Origin of the sequence: Paracoccus sp. (in: a-proteobacteria) (genome assembly GCF_039808215.1) — a bacterium.
Lineage (GTDB): Bacteria > Pseudomonadota > Alphaproteobacteria > Rhodobacterales > Rhodobacteraceae > Paracoccus.
Genome location: NZ_JBDHSP010000029.1, coordinates 1 through 19,357 on the forward strand (window position 1 = coordinate 1; position 19,357 = coordinate 19,357).

Genomic DNA, 19,357 nt, shown 5'->3' on the forward strand with positions numbered 1-19,357 from the left:
CCTCACGTTGTGGCAAATCCGCAATTTCGTGACAGCAATATCAATCGCTTATCAGTTTTGCTGTCGAACTTGGGATGTAGGCCTTTGCCGAGGTCTTCTCGACGGTCGCCCTTGGCAGGTAGGGGTAGATCGACAGGTCCAGTCTCGGCGGGCGGCGCTCCACCCGGCACAGGAGAAGATGCTTGACCGCGTCGAAGCCGATCGCGCCGAGATGCAGGGCCTGCTTCACCGCCGCGTGCAGATCGGCGAGATCGAAGCTTTCCAGGAGCCGCAGCACCAGCACGTATTCCCGCCGGCCGTGCTTGGCCATGCGCGCCTCCATCAGCCGGCGCAGTGTGGCGAACTCTTCCGGCAGGGCCTAGCCCTGAAGGGGCGCGGCCTGATCCAGCGCATTGATCTGTCTCGCTCGATCAGCGCAAGATAATGCAGCGGCTCGAAGACAACGTCCTCCCGCTCCCAGTTCCGCGGATGACGGGCGATAATGTCGCCGCGGCAATCGATCACCACCTCGTCGGCATAGCCCCGGACCAAGCCATCCTGATGACCGAAGGCGACCGGGACGGAATAATCGTTGGTCTTGTAGCGCACCAGCGACTGGGCCGTGACACGGGCGCTGGCCTGATCGCAGGTATCGAAGGGCGAGGCCGGTAACGGGCGCATGGCGGCCAGATCGCGCTGCAGGCGTTCCCCGATCGTCTCGCTCTCGCCGCGCAGCCTGTCGCGCTGGCGCTTGCGGCATTGCTCTTCCAGCCAGGCGTTGAACTCATCCCATGTCGCAAGCCGCGGGATCGGCACCATGAAGTTGCGCCGGGCATAGCCGACAAGGCCTTCGACGTTCCCCTTGTCGTTGCCTTTCCCCGGACGGCCATAGCGATCCCGGATCAGGTAGTGAGACAAAAAACCGCTGAACAGTGTCGCCCGCTTGCGCGTGCCGTCGGGCAGGATCTTCGCCACCAGGCAGCGGTTCGTCGGGGAATTGATCCACTGGATCAATTCCTGATCCTCCTCACTGTCGTAGACGATCGACTGCGGCACCGCCCCGAAGAGGGCGAACGCATGGACGTGGCCGTCGACCCATGCCTCCGCCACGGCAGCCGGATAGGCACGCACATGAGCCGGCCGTCGCTGTGCGGCAGGTCGAGCACGAAGAAGTGCGCTTTCTGCTCCACGCCGCCGATCATGACCATGGCCTCGCCGGAATCGGCCTGCGCATGGCCCGGAGGATGCGCCAGCGGCACGAACACTTCCTGGCGACGCTGATCGCGCTCGCGCATGTAATCCTTGATGATCGTGTAGCCGCCGGTGAGCCCGCACTCCTCACGGAGCCGGTCGAACACTCGCCTGGCCGTATGCCGCCGCTTGCGCGGCACCTTCACATCCTCATCGAGCCAATGATCGGTGGTCGCAACGAATGCGTCGAGCTTCGGCCGCCGCACCGGTGACTGCCGCCGATAGCCGGGCGGCGCCGAATACGCCACCATCTTGCGAACCGTGTCGCGCGATATGTTGAAATGCTTCGCCGCCTCGCGCTGGCTCATGCCGGTCCCACAGGCGATGCGGACCTTCCGATAAAGTTCCACGGTATGGATCTCCCCGCCCTCCCTGCTTGCTGCAGACAGGACATGGGTGGACGACTTTTACGCCGCCCGAAGCGGGACTATTCCGCCGCTACCGTGGACGAATTTCGCACCGCCGCTCTCACGATCGCGATCATCGTGTTTCTCAGCCGGGCCGCCATCGGCCGGGTGATCCGGGCCGGGACCGCCTCGCTGGTCTATACCGATGACATGTATGTGGACATGAACCTGTCCCTGCAGACCGCCAAGGGCCTTGGCAATTGCCGGTTGTGGCTGACCAATGAACATGAACACAACGGCCTGCGCGCCTCGGACCGGGTGCTTGAACGGCTGCTGGCGATGGAGGACGGGCTTGACGGTTTCAACGCTTTCACGGGCTGACCGGCCTGCGCGCTGCGCAGCCAGGCGATGAACCCACTGCCGCTGTCCTTTGCGATCATCTCGGCCGAGGCGGCGCCGTGGTTCATCGGCCCGGCCAAGCTGACCGTCTCCGCCCCGGATGGGGTGACGCACTGCCCAGGGATTTCCTGCCGGCGCTGATGGCGCTCTCGGGCCGGCCGCGCAATGATCGCCCGGCCCGATACCGGCCTCCTCAGGGGTGCAGGTCGAAGCGGTCGGCCTCCATCACCTTGACCCAGGCGGCGACGAAATCGTGCACGAATTTCGCGGCATTGTCGTCCTGGGCATAGACCTCGGCATAGGCACGCAGCACCGAATTCGAGCCAAAGACCAGATCCACCCGCGAGGCCGTCCATTTCACCGCCCCGGTCTTGCGGTCGCGGATCTCATAGCCGTTGGCGACCGGCACCCAGGCATTGCCCATGTCGGTCAGGTTGACGAAGAAATCATTGCTCAGCGCGCCCGGCCGGTCGGTGAAGCGCCCCTGCGCGCTGCCGCCGTAAGCGGTGTCCAGAACCCGCAGGCCGCCCAGCAGCACGGTCATCTCGGCCGCCGTCAGTCCCAGCAGCTGCGCGCGGTCCAGCAACAGCTCCTCGGGCGCGACGGCGTAATCGGCCTTGAGCCAGTTGCGGAACCCGTCGTGCAGCGGCTCGAGCACGGCAAAGGACGCGGCATCGGTCATCGCATCACTGGCGTCGCCGCGGCCGGGGGTGAAGGGAACGGTCAGATCGACCCCCGCGGCGCGCGCCGCCTGTTCCAGCCCCAACCCGCCGGCCAGCACGATCGTGTCGGCCACGCTGGCGCCGGCCTCGGCGGCGAGGGGTTCCAGCGCCGCCAGCACGCGGTTCAGCCGCTCGGGCTCATTGCCCGGCCAGTCCCGCTGCGGCGCCAGCCGGATGCGGGCGCCATTCGCGCCCCCGCGCCGGTCCGAGCCGCGGAAGGTGCGCGCGCTGTCCCAGGCGGTGGCGATCATCTCGGCGGGGGCAAGCCCGGCCTGTGCGATGCGCGCCTTCAGCGCCGCCACGTCGTAATCGCTGCGGCCCGCGGGCACCGGGTCCTGCCAGATCAGATCCTCGCTGGGGGCGTCGGGGCCAAGATAGCGCGAGCGCGGCCCCAGGTCGCGATGCGTCAGCTTGAACCAGGCGCGGGCGAAGACCTGCTCGAAATAGGCGAAATCGTCGCGGAAGCGCTGCGAGATGGCGCGATAGGCCGGGTCCATCTTCAGCGCCATGTCGGCATCGGTCATCATCGGATTGTGGCGGCGCGAGGGATCCTCGACATCCTGGGGCTTGTCGGCCTCGGCGATCGCCACCGGCTCGTATTGCCAGGCGCCGGCGGGGGATTTGCGCAGCTCCCATTCATGGTCCATGAGCATGGCGAAGAAGCCGTCGTCCCAGCGTGTCGGAAGCGTGGTCCAGGCGCCCTCGAGGCCGCTGACCACGGCATCGCGGCCGATGCCGCGGCCCGCGCGCATCATCCAGCCCAGGCCCTGATCCTCGATGGCGCCGGATTCGGGCGCCGGGCTCAGATGCGCGGCATTACCGTTGCCATGCGCCTTGCCCAGCGTGTGGCCACCGGCGGTCAGCGCCACGGTTTCCTCGTCATCCATCGCCATGCGGGCGAAGGTCTCGCGCATCATCGCGGCGGTTCGCAGCGGGTCGGGCTTGCCGTTCACCCCCTCGGGGTTGACATAGATCAGCCCCATCTGCACCGCGGCCAGCGGGTTTTCCAGGCTTTCCGCCCTGGCCAGGTCGCCATAGCGGTGGTCGCTGGGCGCCAGCCATTCCCGTTCCTCGCCCCAGAAGATGTCCTTTTCCGGGTGCCAGATGTCCTCGCGGCCAAAGGCAAAGCCATAGGTCTTCAGCCCGGCTTCCTCATAGGCCATGGTGCCGGCCAGGGCGATCAGGTCGGCCCAGCTGATGCGGTTGCCGTATTTCTTCTTGATCGGCCACAGCAGGCGGCGCGGCTTGTCGGTATTGGCATTGTCGGGCCAGGAATTCAGCGGTGCGAACCGCTGGTTGCCGGTCGCCGCGCCGCCGCGCCCGTCGCTGATGCGATAGGTGCCTGCGGCATGCCAGGTCATGCGGGCAAAGGTGCCGACATAGCTGCCCCAGTCGGCCGGCCACCAGTCCTGGCTGTCGGTCATCAGCGCCCGCAGGTCGGCCTTCAGCGCCGCCACGTCCAGCTTGGCCAGTTCCGCGCGATAGTCGAAATCCGCGCCCATTGGATTGGTCTTGCGGTCATGCTGATGCAGGATGTCAAGGTTCAGGGCATTCGGCCACCAGTTCGTCACCGAACTGCCCGCCGAGGTCATGGCGCCATGCGCCACCGGGCATTTCCCCGCCGATTTTACGGTATTGTCGTTCATCGTCATCCCCTTTGCTGACGTGCCGGGGCGCCGCGCGGCTGCGGGCGAAGCCGGATCCGTCACTGTTCTAACCCGGGTCAGTCATAACGGGAACTTTGTTTTTCCAATGGTCGTGATATGATCTGCTTATGGTCACGCTGAGGCAGCTTCGCTATTTCACCGCCCTGGCGCAGCACGGGCATTTCGGCCGCGCCGCCGCCGCCTGCGCCATCTCGCAGCCGGCGCTGTCGCTGCAGATCCGGGAACTGGAGCAGGACCTGGGCGCACCTCTGGTCGAGCGCGGCCACCGCCGCATCCGCCTGACCCCGCTGGGCGAGACCCTTGCCGACCGCGCCCGGGCGATCCTGCGCGCCGTCGATGAGCTCTCGGATCTGGCGCGCGCCTCGGGGCAGGACCTGTCGGGGCGGCTGGGCATCGGCATGATCCCGACGGTGGCGCCCTATCTGCTGCCCGCGGTGATGGTGCGGCTGGCGGCGCTGTTTCCGGCGCTGGACCTGCGCCCGCGCGAGGCGGTGACCCAGCGCCTGATCGAGGATCTGGCGGCGGCGCGGCTGGATCTGGCGGTGGTGGCGCTGCCGATCTCGCAGCCCGAGCTGCAGGAATATCCGCTGTTTTCCGAGGAATTCGTGCTGGTGCGGCCGCTGGCCGAGCGCGACCGCCCGGTGCCCGGCCCCGAGACCCTGCGCGAGATGCGGCTTTTGCTGCTTGAGGAGGGGCATTGTTTCCGCGAGCAGGCACTGGCCTATTGCCGCCATCCGGCCGGGGCGCCGCGCACGCTGATGGAGGGCACCTCGCTGGCGACGCTGGTGCAGATGGTCGGCGCCGGCATCGGCGTCACCCTGATCCCGGAAATGGCGCTGGCGCGCGAAACCGCCACGGCACGGGTGGCGGTGGCGCGGCTGGCGCCGCCGCGGCCCCGGCGCAGCATCGGCATGGTCTGGCGCCGCGCAAGCCCGCTGGCCGCCCGCTATGCCCGCCTCGCCGCCATCGTCGGCGAAGAATGCCGGCAGCTGCCCGGGCTGGCCGCAGCTCCGGACTGATTCCGGCCGCGCCGCAGGGCTGGAGACCGGCGCCGCCGCGTGCCATGCTGGCAGACAACGCGGACCGGCGATGGGGGTTTTCATGGCGCAGAGCACCGCCAGGCGCATCTTCGGCAGGCTGCCGGACGGACGCGCGGTCGAGAGCATCCGGCTGCAGGGCGACGGGCTGAGTGCCGAGGTCCTGACCTGGGGTGCGGTGATCCGCGACCTGCGCTTTGACGGCCATGCCCCGCCGCTGGTGCTGGGGCTGAACAGCATCGGCGACTATCTGGCGCATTCACGCAATTTCGGTGCCTCGCCCGGGCGCTGCGCCAATCGCATCGCCCAGGGGCGATTCACGCTGGACGGCCGGGATTACGCGCTTGAGCGCAATGAGCGCGGCGGCAGGAACCACATCCATGGCGGCAGCCAGGGCATGGCGCGGGCGCTGTGGCGGGTGCTTGACCTGGGCGCCGACCGGCTGGTGCTGGGCATCGAGGACCCGGCCGGCAATGCCGGCTATCCCGGCACGGTCTGGACCGAATGCACCATCGCGCTGCGCGCTGCGGCGCTGTGCATCCGCTACGCCAGCCGTTGCGACGCGCCGACGCCGGTGAACATCTGCCACCACGGCTATTTCAACCTTGGCCACGGCCCGGATGTGCGCGACCACCTGCTGCGTATCGAGGCGGCGCGCTATCTGCCGGTGGACGCGGACAAGATCCCCAGGGGCGGGCCGCAGCCGGTGGAGGGCACGGGTTTTGACCTGCGCCGCGAAACCGCGCTGGCCGAGCGTCTGGTGCAACTGCCAGAGGGCTATGATCACAATTTCTGCCTGTCGGATACGGCCCGGCCCCTGCGCCCGGTCGCCTGGGCGCATGCGCCGGGCGGGTTGGAGCTGGAACTGGCCACCACCGAGCCGGGGGTGCAGCTATTTACCGCCGGCGCGCTGGACTGTCCGGTGCCGGGGCTTGACGGGCGGCGCTATGGCCCCGCGGCGGGCTTTTGTCTGGAAACCCAGATCTGGCCTGATGCCGTCAACCAGCCGGGCTTTCCGCCGGTGGTGCTGCGCCCGGGCGAGGTCCGGGTGCAGGACAGCGAATACCGCTTTTCCAGCGCCTGAAACGGACCGGGGCCGCAGGCGCGGCCCCGGTCAGGCCTTGTGATCACAAGCTTGCGCTCACAGCCCGCCAAGCGCCAGATATTTGATCTCCAGATATTCCTCGATGCCGTATTTCGAGCCCTCGCGGCCGATGCCCGATTGCTTGACGCCGCCGAAGGGCGCGACCTCATTGGCGAGCGCGGGGGTGTTCACGCCCACCATGCCCGCCTCAAGCGCCTCGCCGACGCGGAAGATGCGGCCGATGTCGCGGGCATAGAAATAGGACGCCAGCCCGTATTCCGAGGCATTGGCCATGGCGACGCCCTCGGCCTCGGTCTTGAAGGTGATGATGGCGGCCAGGGGCGCAAAGGTTTCCTCGCGCGCGACCAGCATGTCCTGCGTGACGCCGGTGATCACCGTGGGCTCATAGAAGGTGCCGCCAAGCGCCGCGGGCTTGCCGCCGGCGCGCAGCACCGCGCCCTGCGCCAGCGCGTCATCGACATGTTCCTGCATCTTGGCGACGGCCTTGCCGTCGATCAGCGGCCCGACGGTCACGCCCGCCTCGCTGCCGCGGCCCAGCCGCAGCCCGGCGACCTTGGCCAGCAGCTTGTCGGTAAATGCCTCGGCCACGCTTTCCTGCACATAGATGCGGTTGGCGCAGACGCAGGTCTGTCCGGCATTGCGGTATTTCGACATCAGCGCGCCCTCGGCCGCGGCATCAAGATCGGCGTCGTCGAAGACCAGGAAGGGCGCGTTGCCGCCCAGTTCCAAGGACAGGCGCTTGATCTGGTCGGCGGCGGCCTTGATCAGCCAGCGCCCGACTGCGGTCGAGCCGGTGAAGCTGATCTTGGCGATGTCGGGATGGCTGGTGAAGGCGGTGCCGATCTCCTGCGCCGGGCCGGTGATCACCGAAAACAGCCCCTCGGGCAGGCCGGCGCGTTCCGCCAGACGCGCCAGGGCCAGCGCCGAAAGCGGCGTCTGCGAGGCGGGTTTCAGCACCATGGCGCAGCCGGCGGCCAGCGCCGGGCCGGCCTTGCGGGTGATCATGCCGTTCGGGAAATTCCACGGCGTGATCGCGGCACAGACGCCGATCGGCTGCTTCATCACCAGGATGCGCTGGCTGGCATTGGGGCCGGCCATGAAATCGCCCTCGATGCGCTTGGCCTCTTCGGCGAACCATTCCAGATAGGCGGCGTTCGAGACGATCTCGGCGCGGGCCTCCGCCAGGGGCTTGCCCTGTTCGGCGGTCAGGATCTGCGCCAGATCGTCGGCATTCTGCACGATCAGGTCGTGCCAGCGGCGCAGCACCGCGGCGCGTTCCTTGGCCGGGCGCGCGGCCCAGGCGGGCATGGCGGCCCTTGCGGCGGCGACCGCCTCATCGACCTCGGCGGTGCCCAGGTTCGGCACGCGTGCGATCACCGCGCCGTCATAGGGATCGGTGACGGCGATGGCATCGGCGCCGGGCGCGACCCAGCGCGTGCCGATGCGGCACTGCTCGGCCAGCAGCGAGGGGTCTTTCAGGGCAAGAGCGTTCATGGCAGGACAGCCTTCATCAGTTGCAAGAGGGCGGGCAGGCTCAGCGCCAGGCCCGAGAGAAACAGCAGCCCGAAGGCCAGGCGCCGGATTGCGGCCGCCGACAGCGGCGGCGGGTGGCGCTGCGCCAGATGCGTGCCAAGCGCCACCACCGGCACCGCCCCGGCGGTCGCCACCAGCGTCGTGGCGGGGATGCCGGTCGTGGCCAGCACCAGCACCAGCCGCATGCTGCCGTTCAGCACGAAGATCGACACCAGCGTGGCGCGGATGGTGTTCAGCGTCGCCGGCTGGCGATACATGTGCCAGATCACCGGCGGCCCGGCGGTGGAAAACATCCCGCCCATCATGCCGCCCAGAAATCCGGTAACGACAAAGGCCGGGGCCGCCGAGCGGTGCGCGCGCGTCACCGGCCGACGCATCATCTGCAGCGCCGCGCCCAGGATCAGCACACCGAGGACCAGTTGCAGCACGCTCAGCGCGCCGCCGACCAGCCACAACAGCAGCACATAACCCAGCGCCAGCCCCGGCAGGCTGCCGGCCATGAACAGCGCCAGCGCCGGCCGGTCGACGCTGCGCCATTCGCGCCCGACCACCATGCCGCCGTTCACCAGCGTCAGGATGCTGGCGAGGATCGCCGCCTCGGGCAGCGGGATCAGGTCGAAAAGCCCGACCCCGCCCATCAGGATCAGGCCGAAGGCAAAGCCGGTCAGGGTCTGCAGCCAGGCCGCCAGCCCGACCACCGCCCAGAGGCCGATCAGCGAAGGGTCAAGCAGGGCGGCAAGCTCGGTCATGGTTACAGCGACCTCAGGCTGCGGAACAGATCGGCAAAGGCGCTGTCGGGGCGGAACCAGACCGCGGGCGCGCCGATCGGGGCGCTGGCGGTGATGCTTTGCCCGCCGGTCTGGCGCTGGCCGGTCCAGAGCTGTTCCCATTCCGTGCCCGAGGGCAACCAGACCTGGCGCGCGTCCTGGCCTGCCTCGCAGATGGGGGCAACCAGCATGTCGGCGCCGTAAAGATACTGGTCCTGCACGGCAAAGCCCTCGCGGTCCTCGGGGTGGTGCAGGAACAGCGGGCGCTGCACCGGCAGGCCGGTCGCGGCGGCCTCGGCCGAGAGATGTCGCAGATAGGGCGCCAGCGCGCAATAGACCTGTGTCATGCGGGCGAAATGCGCCAGCACCTGCGGGTCCTGGTCCAGCTGCAGGTTCTCGGTGGGGCGGTTGCCCTCATGGCTGCGCATGACCGGGGTAAAGGCGGCCATTTCCGACCAGCGCATGATCAGTTCCGGCGTACGGACGTTGCCAAACAGGCTGGTATAGCCGCCGATGTCGGAATGGTGATAGGCATTGCCCAAAAGCCCCGAGGACAGCGCGCCGCAGATCACCGTCCCCAGCCCGTCATGGCGCGAGAAATCGACAGACTGATCGCCGGCCCAAAGCAGCGGGCAATGCGCCTGCACGCCGGTGAATCCCGCGCGCATGAACCACAGCGCGTCGCCGGTCAGGCCGCGGCTTGCGACGGCGCGGGCGTTCACCTCGGCCCAGAGCACCGGCCAGGCGTTGTGCATGACGCGCGCATCGACGCCGTTTTGCAGATGCACGTCGATCGGCAGGTATTCCCCGAAATCCGCCATCCAGCCCGACAGGCCGAAATCCAGCATGTTCTGGCCGATCACCCGCTCGGCGAACCAGGCCGCTGCCTCGGGATTGGTGAAATCGACCACGCCGCAGTCGAATTCGCCGAAATCGACCTGTGCCGGCTTGCCGCTTTCGTCGGTAGCGAAATAGCCCTGCGCCGCCGCCTCGGGATAAAGCGGTCCATCGACGGCCAGATAGGGGTTCACATAGCCCAGAAAGCGGATGCCGCGGTCGCGCAGGTCGGCGATGCGCTGGCGCAGGTTCGGATAGCGCGCCTCGCTGGCCTGCCAGTCCCAGAACAGCCGCGCCCCGAACGAGGTATGGCGCAGGCCCACCCAGTCCTCGCACCACAGGCCCGAGACGCGCACGCCGGCGGCGAACATCTTTTCCATGCGGGCGAAGGAGTTCTCGCCGTCCTTCAGGCCCAGGATCGCGCCCCGATAGACCCATTCCGGCAGTTGCGGCTGACGGCCGAAACGCAGCGACATCTGCCCCACCAGCGCGGGAAAGTCCGGGGCGGCGAACAGCTCGATCCGGGCCGGGATTTCCCAGACCTCGATCTCGTGGAAGTCGGCATGGCGAAAGTCGAAGGCGGAATAGGCGGTGGTGTCCACATGCAGCGCGTAGAGGCGCGAGGAAAGCCAAGTCGGCTGCGGGTAGTTGGTGTTCCAGTAATCGCCCCCCGCCTTGCCACTCGCATCGGCGCGCCAGGTGATCTCGGTGGTCTTGTCGCGCCCGACGCCGGGTTCCGAGGTCCAGAGCGGGAATTTCCGGCCGCGCAGGTCGAACCAGGACATCTGCTCGCCACCGCCCCAGACATGCTCGCCGGGTTCGGCGGCGATGCGCAGCCACAGGCGGTTGTGGCCGGGAACCAGTTCCGAAATCCCGATCTGGCCGGGTGCGACCGCCAGCGCCAGCGCCGACGGCTGGCCCGGCGCGGGCGCCAGCAGCACCTGCCCGTCGCGGAGTTCGGCATGGCGCAGCGCCACGCGCTCGCTGATCTGGTCCTCGATGTCGAAATTGCCGCGATACATGTCCATGCGCGCATCGCCGCGGCCGATGAAGACCGCCGGGCGCAGGGGGTCATGGGACAGGATCAGGCGCTTGCCCAGCCAGAGCTGAAATCCGGTTTCGGTCGCCTCAAGTCGCAGCATGTCTTGCCTCATGGGATCAGTTCTGGGTCAGGCCGGCGTCGATGACGAAATTCGCGCCGGTGGCGCCTTCGCTTTCGTCCGAGGCCAGAAACAGCGCCATGCGCGCGACATGGCCGGCGTCCAGGCGGAATTTCAGCGCCTGCAACTCGATGAACTGCTGGTTCAGTTCCGGGGTCAGCCACAGGGCCTCCTGCCGCGGGGTCAGGATGGCGCCGGGCACCAGGCAGTTGACGCGGATGCCCTGCGGGCCCAGTTCGCGCGCCAGTGTCTTGGTCATGCCGTTGATCGCCGCCTTGGCGGTGGTATAGCCGACCATGCCCGGCCGCCCGCGCATCCAGGAAATCGAGCCCAGCATGATGACCGAGCCGCCCCCCGCCGCCGCCATCCCCGGCGCCAGCGCCTGTGTGGCAAAGAACTGGTGATCAAGGTTCAGCGCCAACGCCCGGCGCCAGTATTCCGGCTCGACCTCGGCCAGGCTGTGGCGGTCGTCGCGGCCGGCATTGTTGATCAGCGCGCCGGCGGGGCCGGATTCGGATTCCACCGCGGCCAGCGTGGCGCGCAGGGCGGCGATGTCGGTCAGGTCGCAGGCGTGAAAGCGCGTGCCCGTGTCGCGGGCCAGCGCCTTGCCCGCGGTGGCGTCGATGTCAAGAAAAGACACCCGCGCGCCCTGGGCGGCAAAGGCGCGCACCATCTCGGCGCCGATGCCCGAGGCGCCGCCGGTGATCACCACATGGCGCCCGGCAAGCGAGGCATAGCGGACGGTTGGCTCGGGCATGTCAGATCTCCGGGTCGAAGGCGGATTTCGGAAGGCCCGGCACATCCACGCGCAGGGCGAAGATGCCGCCGGAATGGGGATGCTCGGACAGCTGTTCGGGCGTGCAGCCGTCGCGCGCGCTGGTCAGGTAAAGCGTGCGCATGTCCGGCCCACCGAAACAGGGCATGGTGGGCGATGTCGCCGGCACCGGATGGCTTTCCAGCAATTCCCCCGAAGGCGCATAGCGGTGGACGCGCGCGCCCTGGTAAAGCGCGCTCCAGTAACAGCCCTCGGCATCGACGGCGGCGCCGTCCGGGCGGCCCTGATCGGGCGCGCCCGGGGTCAGCTGCACGAAGGTGCGGCGGTTCGAGATCTCGCCCCGCGTCACGTCATAGTCATAGGCGTAGATGACAAAGCGCGGCGTGTCCGAATGGTAAAGCGTCCGCCCGTCGGGGGAAAAGGCCAGCCCGTTCGAAGTCATCAGCCCATCCGCCAGCCGCGCCAGCCCGCGCCGGTCGAAACGGTAAAGTGCCGCGCGCCCCTGCTTGCCGGGATCGACGGTGCCCGCCAGCAAGCGCCCCAGCGGGTCGGTGGTGCCGTCGTTGAAGCGGCTGCCCGCGTGGGTTTCGGGGTTATCCGCCAGCAGCCGGGCCGGGCCATCCTCGGGCAGATTCCAGATACCGCTGCGCATGGCGCCGATCACGCCGCCCGCGCGGGACGGTGCAAAGCAGCCCAGTTCCTCGGGCAGGTCAAGGGTTTCCACCGCGCCGGACGCTGGGTCGAACTGATGCAGACGGCGGGCGGAAATGTCGGTCAGGCGCAGGCATTGGCGGTCGCCATCCCAGACCGGGCCTTCGCCAAGGCCGGCGCGCAGGTCGCAGACCAGTTCGAACCCCGCGCCCATGTCAATAGGCCGATTGCTGCGCGGCGACGGGCGCGGTCTTGCGCATCTCGGCCAGCCATTCGCCGGCGCGTCCGGTCAGCATGCCCAGATCCGATGCGACGGCGGCGAAATCATAGCCGTAATCCAGAAAGCGCGCCACCATGGCCGGGTTCGGCCCGACGATGCCCACCGGCTTGCCGGCGCGTTTCGCGGCCTTGGCGGCATGGGCGATCAGCTCCTGCACCTCGGGATGGGCGATATTGCCGATATGGCCCATGGCCGCCGACAGATCGCCCGGCCCGACGAAAACCGCGTCCACGCCCTCGACCGCGGCGATCTCGCCAAGGCTTGCCACCGCCTCGGGGGTTTCCAGCTGCAGGATGGAGAACGCCCTCTCATGCGCCGAGGCCAGATAGCCCGGCAGTGTGCCAAAGCGCGAGCCACGGTGCACAGCGGCGACGCCGCGCACGCCATGCGGCGGATAGCGCATGTAGGACACCGCCGCCCGCGCCTCATCCGCATTCTGGATGAAGGGCAGCATCAGCGTCTCGGCGCCGGCATCCATGGCGCGCTTGACCATGATCTGGTCGTTCCACGCCAGCCGCACCACCGGCACCGCCGGCGTGCAGCCGATGGCGCGCAGGATATGGGCCATGTCCGGGATCTCGATCGGGACATGCTCCATGTCCACGACCAGAAAATCGAAACCGGCGAACCCCAGCGCCTCGCCGGTCGCGGGCGCGGCGGCCATCAGCCAGGTGCCGAAGGGGGTCTTTTGCGCAAGGATCTGGCGAAAAGGGTTCATGTGCATGCCTTTCAATAGATGACCGGATCGGGAACCGGGTCAGTCCCCTCCAGAAAGTCGAAGTCGCAGCCCTGGTCGGCCTGGCTGACATGGCGCTGGTAAAGGGCCGCGAAGGATCGCGCATAGACCGGGGCCGTGGGTTTCCAGGCGGCGCGGCGGCGTTCCAGTTCCGCCTCGTCCACCAGCATGTCCAGCCGGCCCTCGGTCACGTCCAGGGCCACGATGTCGCCGGTCTGCAGCATCGCCAGGGGGCCGCCCACCGCCGCCTCGGGCGTCACATGCAGGATGCAGGTGCCGTAATGCGTGCCCGACATGCGGCCGTCGCAGATCCGCACCATGTCGCGCACCCCCTGTTTCAGCAGCTTTTTCGGGATCGGCAGGTTGCCCCATTCCGGCATCCCCGGCGCCCCCACCGGCCCGGCGTTGCGCAGCACGATCACCCAGTCCTCGGTGATGTCAAGGTCGGGGTCGTCCAGCACGCGGTTCATCTCGCCCGGATTGTCGAAAACGATTGCCGGGCCCTGATGCTTGAGAAACCGCGGATCGGCGGCCGAGGATTTCATCACCGCGCCGCGCGGCGCCAGATTGCCGCGCAGCACCTGCAGCGTCCGGCCGCGCGACAGCGGCACCACGGGGTTGCCCTCGTCGCGGATCACGTCGTCGTTCCAGCAGTCCACATCCGCAATCGCCTGCCCCAGCGTCTGGCCCGCCACAGTCGGCCGGTCCAGATGCAGGTGATGGGAAAACTTGCGCAAAAGCGCCAGCAGCCCGCCGGCGAAATAGAAATCCTCCATCAGGTATTGCCCGGATGGAAACAGGTTCGCGGCGACCGGCACGCGGCCGGCCATCTCGGCCATGTCATCGAGCGTCAGCTCGACCCCGGCGCGGCGCGCCATGGCGATCAGGTGCACTGCGGCATTGGTCGAGCCGCCCATGGCCATATAGGCCACCAGCCCGTTCAGGAAGGTCTCGCGCGTCAGGATGTCCGAGGGCTTCAGATCCTCCCAGACCATCTCGACGATGCGCACACCGCAGGCCGAGGCCATGCGCGGATGCCCCGAATCCGCCGCCGGCAGGGAACTGGCGCCCGGCAGCGTCAGCCCCATCGCGTCCACGATCGAGGTCATGGTCGAGGCCGTGCCCATGGTGTTGCAGGTGCCGATCGAGCGCGTCATGCGGCTTTCCAGATCCACCCAGTCGGCCTGGGTGATATTGCCGGCGCGCAGCTCGTCCCAGTATTTCTTGGTGTGGGTGCCGGCGCCGGTCTTTTGCCCGCGCCACTGGCCGTTCGACATCGGCCCGGCCGGGCAGAAGATCACCGGCAGGTCCATCGAGGTGGCGCCCATCAGCAGGCCCGGCGTGGACTTGTCGCAGCCGCCCAGCAGCACGGCGCCGTCGATCGGGTGGCTGCGCAGCAGCTCCTCGGCCTCCATCGCCAGCATGTTGCGGTAAAGCATGGTGGTGGGTTTCACCATCACCTCGCCCACCGACAGCGCCGGCAGTTCCACCGGATAGCCGCCGGCCTGCCAGACGCCGCGCTTGACCGCCTCGGCGCGGTCGCGCAGGTGGATGTGACAGGGGCTCATCTCGCTCCAGGTGTTCAGGATGCCGATGACCGGGCGGCCCATGAATTCCTCGCGGCGCAGGCCCATCTGCTGCGTGCGCTGGCGATGGGCAAAGCCGCGCATGTTGTCGGCGGCATACCAGCGCTGCGAGCGCAGGTCGGTGATGCTGCGGCGGGGTTTGTCCATGCTCATCCCTTGATACCTCCTGCGGTCAGGCCCGAGACCACGCGTTCCTGGAAAATCACGATCAGGATGGCCACCGGCACGATGCCCACCACCAGCGCCGCCGAGATCACCGGCCAGGGAAAGGCGAACTCGCCCTGGTAAAGCTGGATGCCCACCGGCAGCGTGCGCAGCGCCGGGTTCGAGTTGAACGAGAGCGCCAGCAGGAATTCGTCCCAGGAGTTCACGAAAGCCAGGATGCCGGCGGTGAACACGCCCGGCGCCGCCAGCGGCACCACGATCTTGAACAGCGCCCCCAGTCGGGTGCAGCCGTCGATCATCGCGGCGTTTTCCAGATCGCGCGGGATGCCCTCGAAAAAGGACACCAGGATCAGCGTGCAGACTGGCAGCGACAGCACGGTATAGGGCAGCACCAGCGCGGTCCAGGTGTTCAGCAAGGACAGCGCGCGCATGATCTCGAACAGCGGCACCAGGAGCGTGACCAGCGGGAAGGTGGATACCGCGATGATCGCCGACAGGATCAGCCCGCGGTGGCGCAGGTTCAGCCGCGCGATGGCATAGGCCGCCAGCACCGAGATCAGGATGGTCAGCGCCGTCGCGAGCAGCGCCACCATGAAGCTGTTGAACAGGAACAGGTGCAGCGGCTGGTCGCGAAAGGCGGTGGCATAATTGGCCAGCGTCGGCGCCGCCGGTGCCCAGGTGATCGGCAGCGCGGTCAGCTCCGCCTCGGTCTTGAGCGAGGTGAACAGGATCCACAGCGCGGGAAACAGCCCGTTCACCAGCAGGATGGCGCCGACGATCAGCCGCAGCGGCCGACCCGAAAGCAGCGCCATGGGCGAGGCGGGGGAAATGGCAGTTGCAGTCATCGCTCAGCCTTTCGTGCGGATCATGCGCAGGTAGACCGCGGTCACCAGCATGGAGATCAGGAACATCACCACCGCCAGCGCCGAGCCATAGCCCAGGTCCAGGAAGGACACGGTGTTCTGGTGGATGTACATGGCCAGCGTCGCCGTCGAGGTGCCCGGCCCGCCCGCGGTCATGGTATAGGGAATGTCGAAGGTCTGCAGCGCCGTGATGGTGCGAAAGATCAGCGCCACGATGATCGAGGGTTTCAGCAACGGCAGGGTGATTTCGAAGAACTGCCGCAGCTTGCCGGCGCCGTCCACATCGGCCGCCTCGTAAAGCGAACGCGGGATGGTCTGCAGCCCGGCGAGGATGATCAGCGCCATGAAGGACGAGGTCTTCCACACGATGGTCAGGCAGATCGCCACCATCGCCCAGGTGGGCGAATTGAACCAGATCACCGGCTGCAGCCCGAAGCGGCGCAGCACGTCGTTCACCACCCCGTATTCGGAATGAAAGAACCAGGCAAAGATCAGGCCGGCAAAGGCCAGGGGCAGCGCCCAGGGGATCAACAGCGACAGCCGCACCGGCCATTGCCGCTTGAAGGGCAGGTTCGCCATCAGGGCCAGCGCCATGCCGACCACCAGCGCGCCGGGCACGGTGACCAGGGTGATCAGCAGCGTATTGCCCAGCGTGGTCCAGAACACCGGATCCGAGGCGATCAGGCTGAAATTCTCAAGGCCCACGAAACGCGGCGGCAGGCCCGAGGTCAGCGAATGTTCGTAAAGGCTGGCATGGAACAGGCGCAGCACCGGATAGACCACGATCAGCAGCACCAGCAGGGTCAGCGGCGCCAGCAGCATGACCGCAAGCCCGCGGTCGCTGGGATCGGTCAGCCAGGAAAGGCGGGCACGGGTTGGAGCGGACATCATCGCCTCGCGATCGGTTGGGGGATTGTGCCCGGCGGCGGGGAAGGTGGCGCCGCCGGGACGGGGACCGGGGTCAGCGCAGGACGCGCGCCAGCCGGGCCTTGATCTCGGCCACGCCATCCTCGGGCGAGGTGACGCCGGCCAGCACCGCGTTGAAGGTGGTGCGGATCACGTCGCTGACCTCGGCATAGCGCGGCGTCACCGGGCGCGGGCGCGCGGTCTCGACCACGGCTTTCGCATCCGCAAACCAGGGCGCGGCGGCCAGCACATCGGCATCGGCATAGACCTGCGGGAAGGCGGGCAGCAGCGCGCCATGCACTGCCATGTATTCCGCGACCTCGGGGCTGGAGAGGTATTTCACCAGCGCCTCGGCCTCGGCCGGGTGCTGCGAAAATGCCGAGACGCCCCATTCCCAGCCGCCGAGGCAGCTGGCGGATTCGCCGCCCTCCATCGCCGGCAGCCGGGCGACGCCGACATTGCCCTTGACCGCGGATTCGTCGCCCTGGGCCTGCGCCCAGGCATAGGACCAGTTCACCGCGAAGACCGCATTGCCGGCCTGGAATTCCTTGCGCGTGTCGTCGGTCGCCACTTCCGAGATGTTCTTCTTGGAGGTGCCGTCCTCGGCAAAGCTTTTCCACAGCTGCATCGAGGCCACGGCGGCCGGCTCGTCCAGGGTCAGCTTGCCGTTCTCGGTGAAATTCTTGCCCTGGCTCCAGTAGGGCAGCAGGAAGGTGCAGACCGCGCCCTCGATCGCCTTGCCCTGGAAGCTGAGCCCCTGCAGGTCGTCGCGGCCCTCGGCGGCAAGGATGGTCTTGGCGGCGGTGCGCAGCTCTTCCCAGGTGGTGGGGACGGCGACGCCGTGCTTGTCGAGCAGGTCCTTGCGATAGTACAGAAACATCGCATCGGCGAATGCGGGCAGCGCCACCACCTTGCCGTCGATGGTATTGGCCTCGGCATAGGCGGGCAGATAGGCGGCCATGTCCACGCCCTCGATCGGGTTCGTCCAGCCGGCGGCGGCGAATTGTGCTGGGCGCACCACGTCAAGGATCAGCACATCCAGCGTCGGATCCTTGGCCGACATGACGGTGTTCAGATACTGGCTCTGCGCCTCGGAAGTATTGCCGCCGGTCTCGATGGCGACGGTCACGCCCGGCGTCTTTTCCTGATACTGGTCCAGCACCTGACGCCAGACATCGGGCTGGTGCTGGCTGGAGATATAGATGCGCAGGTCGGCATCCGCCAGCGCGGCGCCGGGCAGGATCAGCGCGCCCGCAATGAGCAGCGCCTTGGTCGAAAGCTGTTTCATGGTCTTCCCTCCCGTGTCGGTTCGTTCGGCCGGGCCATCCCCGTCCCGGCCGCAGGTTTCAGCGCAGGGCCTGTTCGGTTTCGGCGTCGAACAGGTGCAGGTTGCGGGGCGCGATGCTCAGCGCGATGCGCTGGCCGGTCTCGGGGCGCTCGGCGGGGTCAAGCCGCGCGGTCAGCGTGGCCTCGCCGATGCCGAAATGCGCCAGCGTGTCGGCGCCCAGCGGCTCGACCACCTGCACGGCGCCGGCAAAGTCGATGCCGGCGCCCGAGCCGGCGCGGATATGTTCCGGGCGCAGCCCGATGATGACCTCGGCGCCCTCGGCGGGCGCGCCCGCCACCTGCGACAGGTCGAAACTGACGCCATCGGCGCAATGCGCCACCCGGCCACGCACGCGGCCGCGCACGAAATTCATCGCCGGGGCGCCGATGAAGCTGCCGACAAAGACATTGGCCGGGGTGTTGTAGACCTGATCGGGGGTGCCCACCTGCTCGATGATGCCGCCGCGCAGGATCACGATGCGGTCGGCCAGCGTCATCGCCTCGACCTGGTCGTGGGTGACATAGATGATCGTGGTCTTCAGTGCCTGGTGCAGCTTCTTGATCTCGGTCCTGACCTGGCCGCGCAGCTGCGCATCAAGGTTCGACAGCGGCTCGTCGAACAGGAACACCTGCGGCCGGCGCACGATGGCGCGGCCCATGGCGACGCGCTGGCGCTGACCGCCCGAAAGCTGCCCCGGCCGGCGGTCGAGGAGATGCGCGATTCCCAGCATCTGCGCCGCCTCCTCGATGCGCCGCTCGGCCTCGGCGCGTTCGACGCCGCGCACCTTCAGGCTGAAGCCCAGATTGTCGCGTACCGACTTGTGCGGATAAAGCGCGTAATCCTGAAACACCATGGCGATGTCGCGTTCGCGCGGCTGCAGGGCATTCACCACCGTGCCGCCGATGCGAACCTCGCCCGAGGTGATGGATTCCAGCCCCGCCAGCATGCGCAAGGTCGTCGATTTGCCGCAACCCGAAGGGCCGACAAGGACGACGAATTCGCCATCCGCGATCTCAAGGTCGATGTCCTTGACGATGCGCAGCGTGCCGTAGCTCTTGCCGAGCTTGCGGAAACTGACCGCTCCCATCCGTCTCTCCCCCATGTTGTCCGGGATCGCCCGGCCTCGATTCGAGTTTCATAATAGCGCTACGATCATATCTTGGCAACGGAAACGCGCATCGATAACAGTATTCACTAAAAGGCAGATAAAACAGATGTATGTGAAAATCTTCTTGAGATTTTATGGAGCAACTTGTATCGTTGC

The 19,357-nt window shown here is 67.7% G+C and carries 16 protein-coding genes and 1 pseudogene; 4 read left to right on the top strand and 13 right to left on the bottom strand.

From position 1 onward, the window contains the following. Window positions 1-40 precede the first annotated feature (40 nt). Window positions 41-1,538 (bottom strand): annotated as a pseudogene (istA, locus tag WMK75_RS10840) (IS21 family transposase). A gap of 84 nt (window positions 1,539-1,622) precedes the next feature. Between istA and WMK75_RS10845 the strand changes: the two are divergent. Continuing rightward, window positions 1,623-1,958, top strand: coding sequence for a hypothetical protein (locus WMK75_RS10845; protein WP_347267691.1), 336 nt, complete (start codon window positions 1,623-1,625; stop codon window positions 1,956-1,958). Window positions 1,959-1,985: 27 nt separating this feature from the next. Then, entirely contained in the window at window positions 1,986-2,117 is a 132-nt protein-coding gene (locus tag WMK75_RS10850; protein ID WP_347267692.1) for a hypothetical protein, read from the top strand. Window positions 2,118-2,169: 52 nt separating this feature from the next. On the opposite strand, the gene katG is transcribed toward WMK75_RS10850, so the two are convergent. After that, window positions 2,170-4,344 carry a catalase/peroxidase HPI gene (gene katG / locus WMK75_RS10855; protein ID WP_347267693.1) on the bottom strand — a complete coding sequence of 725 codons (2,175 nt, stop codon included), beginning with the start codon at window positions 4,342-4,344 and terminating at the stop codon, window positions 2,170-2,172. Window positions 4,345-4,466: 122 nt separating this feature from the next. On the opposite strand from katG, the gene WMK75_RS10860 reads away from it, so the two are divergent. Further along, the gene (locus WMK75_RS10860; RefSeq protein WP_347267720.1) at window positions 4,467-5,384 is read left to right on the top strand and encodes a LysR substrate-binding domain-containing protein; all 918 of its coding nucleotides are present in this window, start codon (window positions 4,467-4,469) and stop codon (window positions 5,382-5,384) included. 82 nt (window positions 5,385-5,466) lie between these two features. Then, window positions 5,467-6,486: an aldose epimerase family protein gene (locus WMK75_RS10865; protein ID WP_347267694.1), complete on the top strand. Its 1,020-nt coding sequence runs from the start codon at window positions 5,467-5,469 to the stop codon at window positions 6,484-6,486. A 57-nt stretch (window positions 6,487-6,543) separates the two neighbouring features. Here the strand turns inward: WMK75_RS10865 and WMK75_RS10870 are convergent, their stop codons facing one another. The 11 genes from WMK75_RS10870 to ugpC all read right to left on the bottom strand — a co-directional run bounded on the left by WMK75_RS10870 (window position 6,544) and on the right by ugpC (window position 19,180). After that, on the bottom strand, window positions 6,544-8,001 hold the full coding sequence (locus WMK75_RS10870) for an NAD-dependent succinate-semialdehyde dehydrogenase (RefSeq protein WP_347267695.1): 1,458 nt from the start codon (window positions 7,999-8,001) through the stop codon (window positions 6,544-6,546). Continuing rightward, window positions 7,998-8,789 carry a sulfite exporter TauE/SafE family protein gene (locus WMK75_RS10875; protein WP_347267696.1) on the bottom strand — a complete coding sequence of 264 codons (792 nt, stop codon included), beginning with the start codon at window positions 8,787-8,789 and terminating at the stop codon, window positions 7,998-8,000. Before WMK75_RS10875 ends, WMK75_RS10870 begins: the two co-directional genes overlap by 4 nt. A gap of 2 nt (window positions 8,790-8,791) precedes the next feature. Beyond that, complete coding sequence (locus WMK75_RS10880) at window positions 8,792-10,786, bottom strand: alpha-glucosidase (RefSeq protein ID WP_347267697.1); 1,995 nt, start codon at window positions 10,784-10,786, stop codon at window positions 8,792-8,794. Window positions 10,787-10,802: 16 nt separating this feature from the next. Continuing rightward, on the bottom strand, window positions 10,803-11,561 hold the full coding sequence (locus tag WMK75_RS10885) for an SDR family oxidoreductase (RefSeq protein ID WP_347267698.1): 759 nt from the start codon (window positions 11,559-11,561) through the stop codon (window positions 10,803-10,805). A gap of 1 nt (window position 11,562) precedes the next feature. Beyond that, the gene (locus tag WMK75_RS10890; protein ID WP_347267699.1) at window positions 11,563-12,444 is read right to left on the bottom strand and encodes an SMP-30/gluconolactonase/LRE family protein; all 882 of its coding nucleotides are present in this window, start codon (window positions 12,442-12,444) and stop codon (window positions 11,563-11,565) included. A 1-nt stretch (window position 12,445) separates the two neighbouring features. Next, window positions 12,446-13,228 (bottom strand): aldolase/citrate lyase family protein, encoded by a 783-nt coding sequence (locus WMK75_RS10895; protein ID WP_347267700.1) that lies wholly within the window; start codon window positions 13,226-13,228, stop codon window positions 12,446-12,448. 11 nt (window positions 13,229-13,239) lie between these two features. After that, on the bottom strand, window positions 13,240-14,979 hold the full coding sequence (araD, locus tag WMK75_RS10900) for an L-arabinonate dehydratase (RefSeq protein WP_347267701.1): 1,740 nt from the start codon (window positions 14,977-14,979) through the stop codon (window positions 13,240-13,242). Between the two features lie 2 nt (window positions 14,980-14,981). Further along, on the bottom strand, window positions 14,982-15,842 hold the full coding sequence (locus WMK75_RS10905) for a carbohydrate ABC transporter permease (RefSeq protein WP_347267702.1): 861 nt from the start codon (window positions 15,840-15,842) through the stop codon (window positions 14,982-14,984). 3 nt (window positions 15,843-15,845) lie between these two features. Further along, window positions 15,846-16,748 carry a sugar ABC transporter permease gene (locus tag WMK75_RS10910; protein ID WP_347267703.1) on the bottom strand — a complete coding sequence of 301 codons (903 nt, stop codon included), beginning with the start codon at window positions 16,746-16,748 and terminating at the stop codon, window positions 15,846-15,848. A gap of 73 nt (window positions 16,749-16,821) precedes the next feature. Further along, window positions 16,822-18,054: an ABC transporter substrate-binding protein gene (locus WMK75_RS10915; RefSeq protein WP_347267704.1), complete on the bottom strand. Its 1,233-nt coding sequence runs from the start codon at window positions 18,052-18,054 to the stop codon at window positions 16,822-16,824. Between the two features lie 58 nt (window positions 18,055-18,112). Next, on the bottom strand, window positions 18,113-19,180 hold the full coding sequence (gene ugpC, locus WMK75_RS10920) for a sn-glycerol-3-phosphate ABC transporter ATP-binding protein UgpC (protein ID WP_347267705.1): 1,068 nt from the start codon (window positions 19,178-19,180) through the stop codon (window positions 18,113-18,115). Between the last annotated feature and the right edge of the window lie 177 nt (window positions 19,181-19,357).

Coding starts and splice junctions, on each gene's coding strand:
- WMK75_RS10845 (WP_347267691.1), top strand. CDS start 1,623: ATGGGTGGACGACTTTTACGCCGCCCGAAGCGGGACTATTCCGCCGCT.
- WMK75_RS10850 (WP_347267692.1), top strand. CDS start 1,986: ATGAACCCACTGCCGCTGTCCTTTGCGATCATCTCGGCCGAGGCGGCG.
- katG (WP_347267693.1), bottom strand. CDS start 4,344: ATGAACGACAATACCGTAAAATCGGCGGGGAAATGCCCGGTGGCGCAT.
- WMK75_RS10865 (WP_347267694.1), top strand. CDS start 5,467: ATGGCGCAGAGCACCGCCAGGCGCATCTTCGGCAGGCTGCCGGACGGA.
- WMK75_RS10870 (WP_347267695.1), bottom strand. CDS start 8,001: ATGAACGCTCTTGCCCTGAAAGACCCCTCGCTGCTGGCCGAGCAGTGC.
- WMK75_RS10875 (WP_347267696.1), bottom strand. CDS start 8,789: ATGACCGAGCTTGCCGCCCTGCTTGACCCTTCGCTGATCGGCCTCTGG.
- WMK75_RS10880 (WP_347267697.1), bottom strand. CDS start 10,786: ATGCTGCGACTTGAGGCGACCGAAACCGGATTTCAGCTCTGGCTGGGC.
- WMK75_RS10885 (WP_347267698.1), bottom strand. CDS start 11,561: ATGCCCGAGCCAACCGTCCGCTATGCCTCGCTTGCCGGGCGCCATGTG.
- WMK75_RS10890 (WP_347267699.1), bottom strand. CDS start 12,444: ATGGGCGCGGGGTTCGAACTGGTCTGCGACCTGCGCGCCGGCCTTGGC.
- WMK75_RS10895 (WP_347267700.1), bottom strand. CDS start 13,228: ATGAACCCTTTTCGCCAGATCCTTGCGCAAAAGACCCCCTTCGGCACC.
- araD (WP_347267701.1), bottom strand. CDS start 14,979: ATGGACAAACCCCGCCGCAGCATCACCGACCTGCGCTCGCAGCGCTGG.
- WMK75_RS10905 (WP_347267702.1), bottom strand. CDS start 15,842: ATGACTGCAACTGCCATTTCCCCCGCCTCGCCCATGGCGCTGCTTTCG.
- WMK75_RS10910 (WP_347267703.1), bottom strand. CDS start 16,748: ATGTCCGCTCCAACCCGTGCCCGCCTTTCCTGGCTGACCGATCCCAGC.
- WMK75_RS10915 (WP_347267704.1), bottom strand. CDS start 18,054: ATGAAACAGCTTTCGACCAAGGCGCTGCTCATTGCGGGCGCGCTGATC.
- ugpC (WP_347267705.1), bottom strand. CDS start 19,180: ATGGGAGCGGTCAGTTTCCGCAAGCTCGGCAAGAGCTACGGCACGCTG.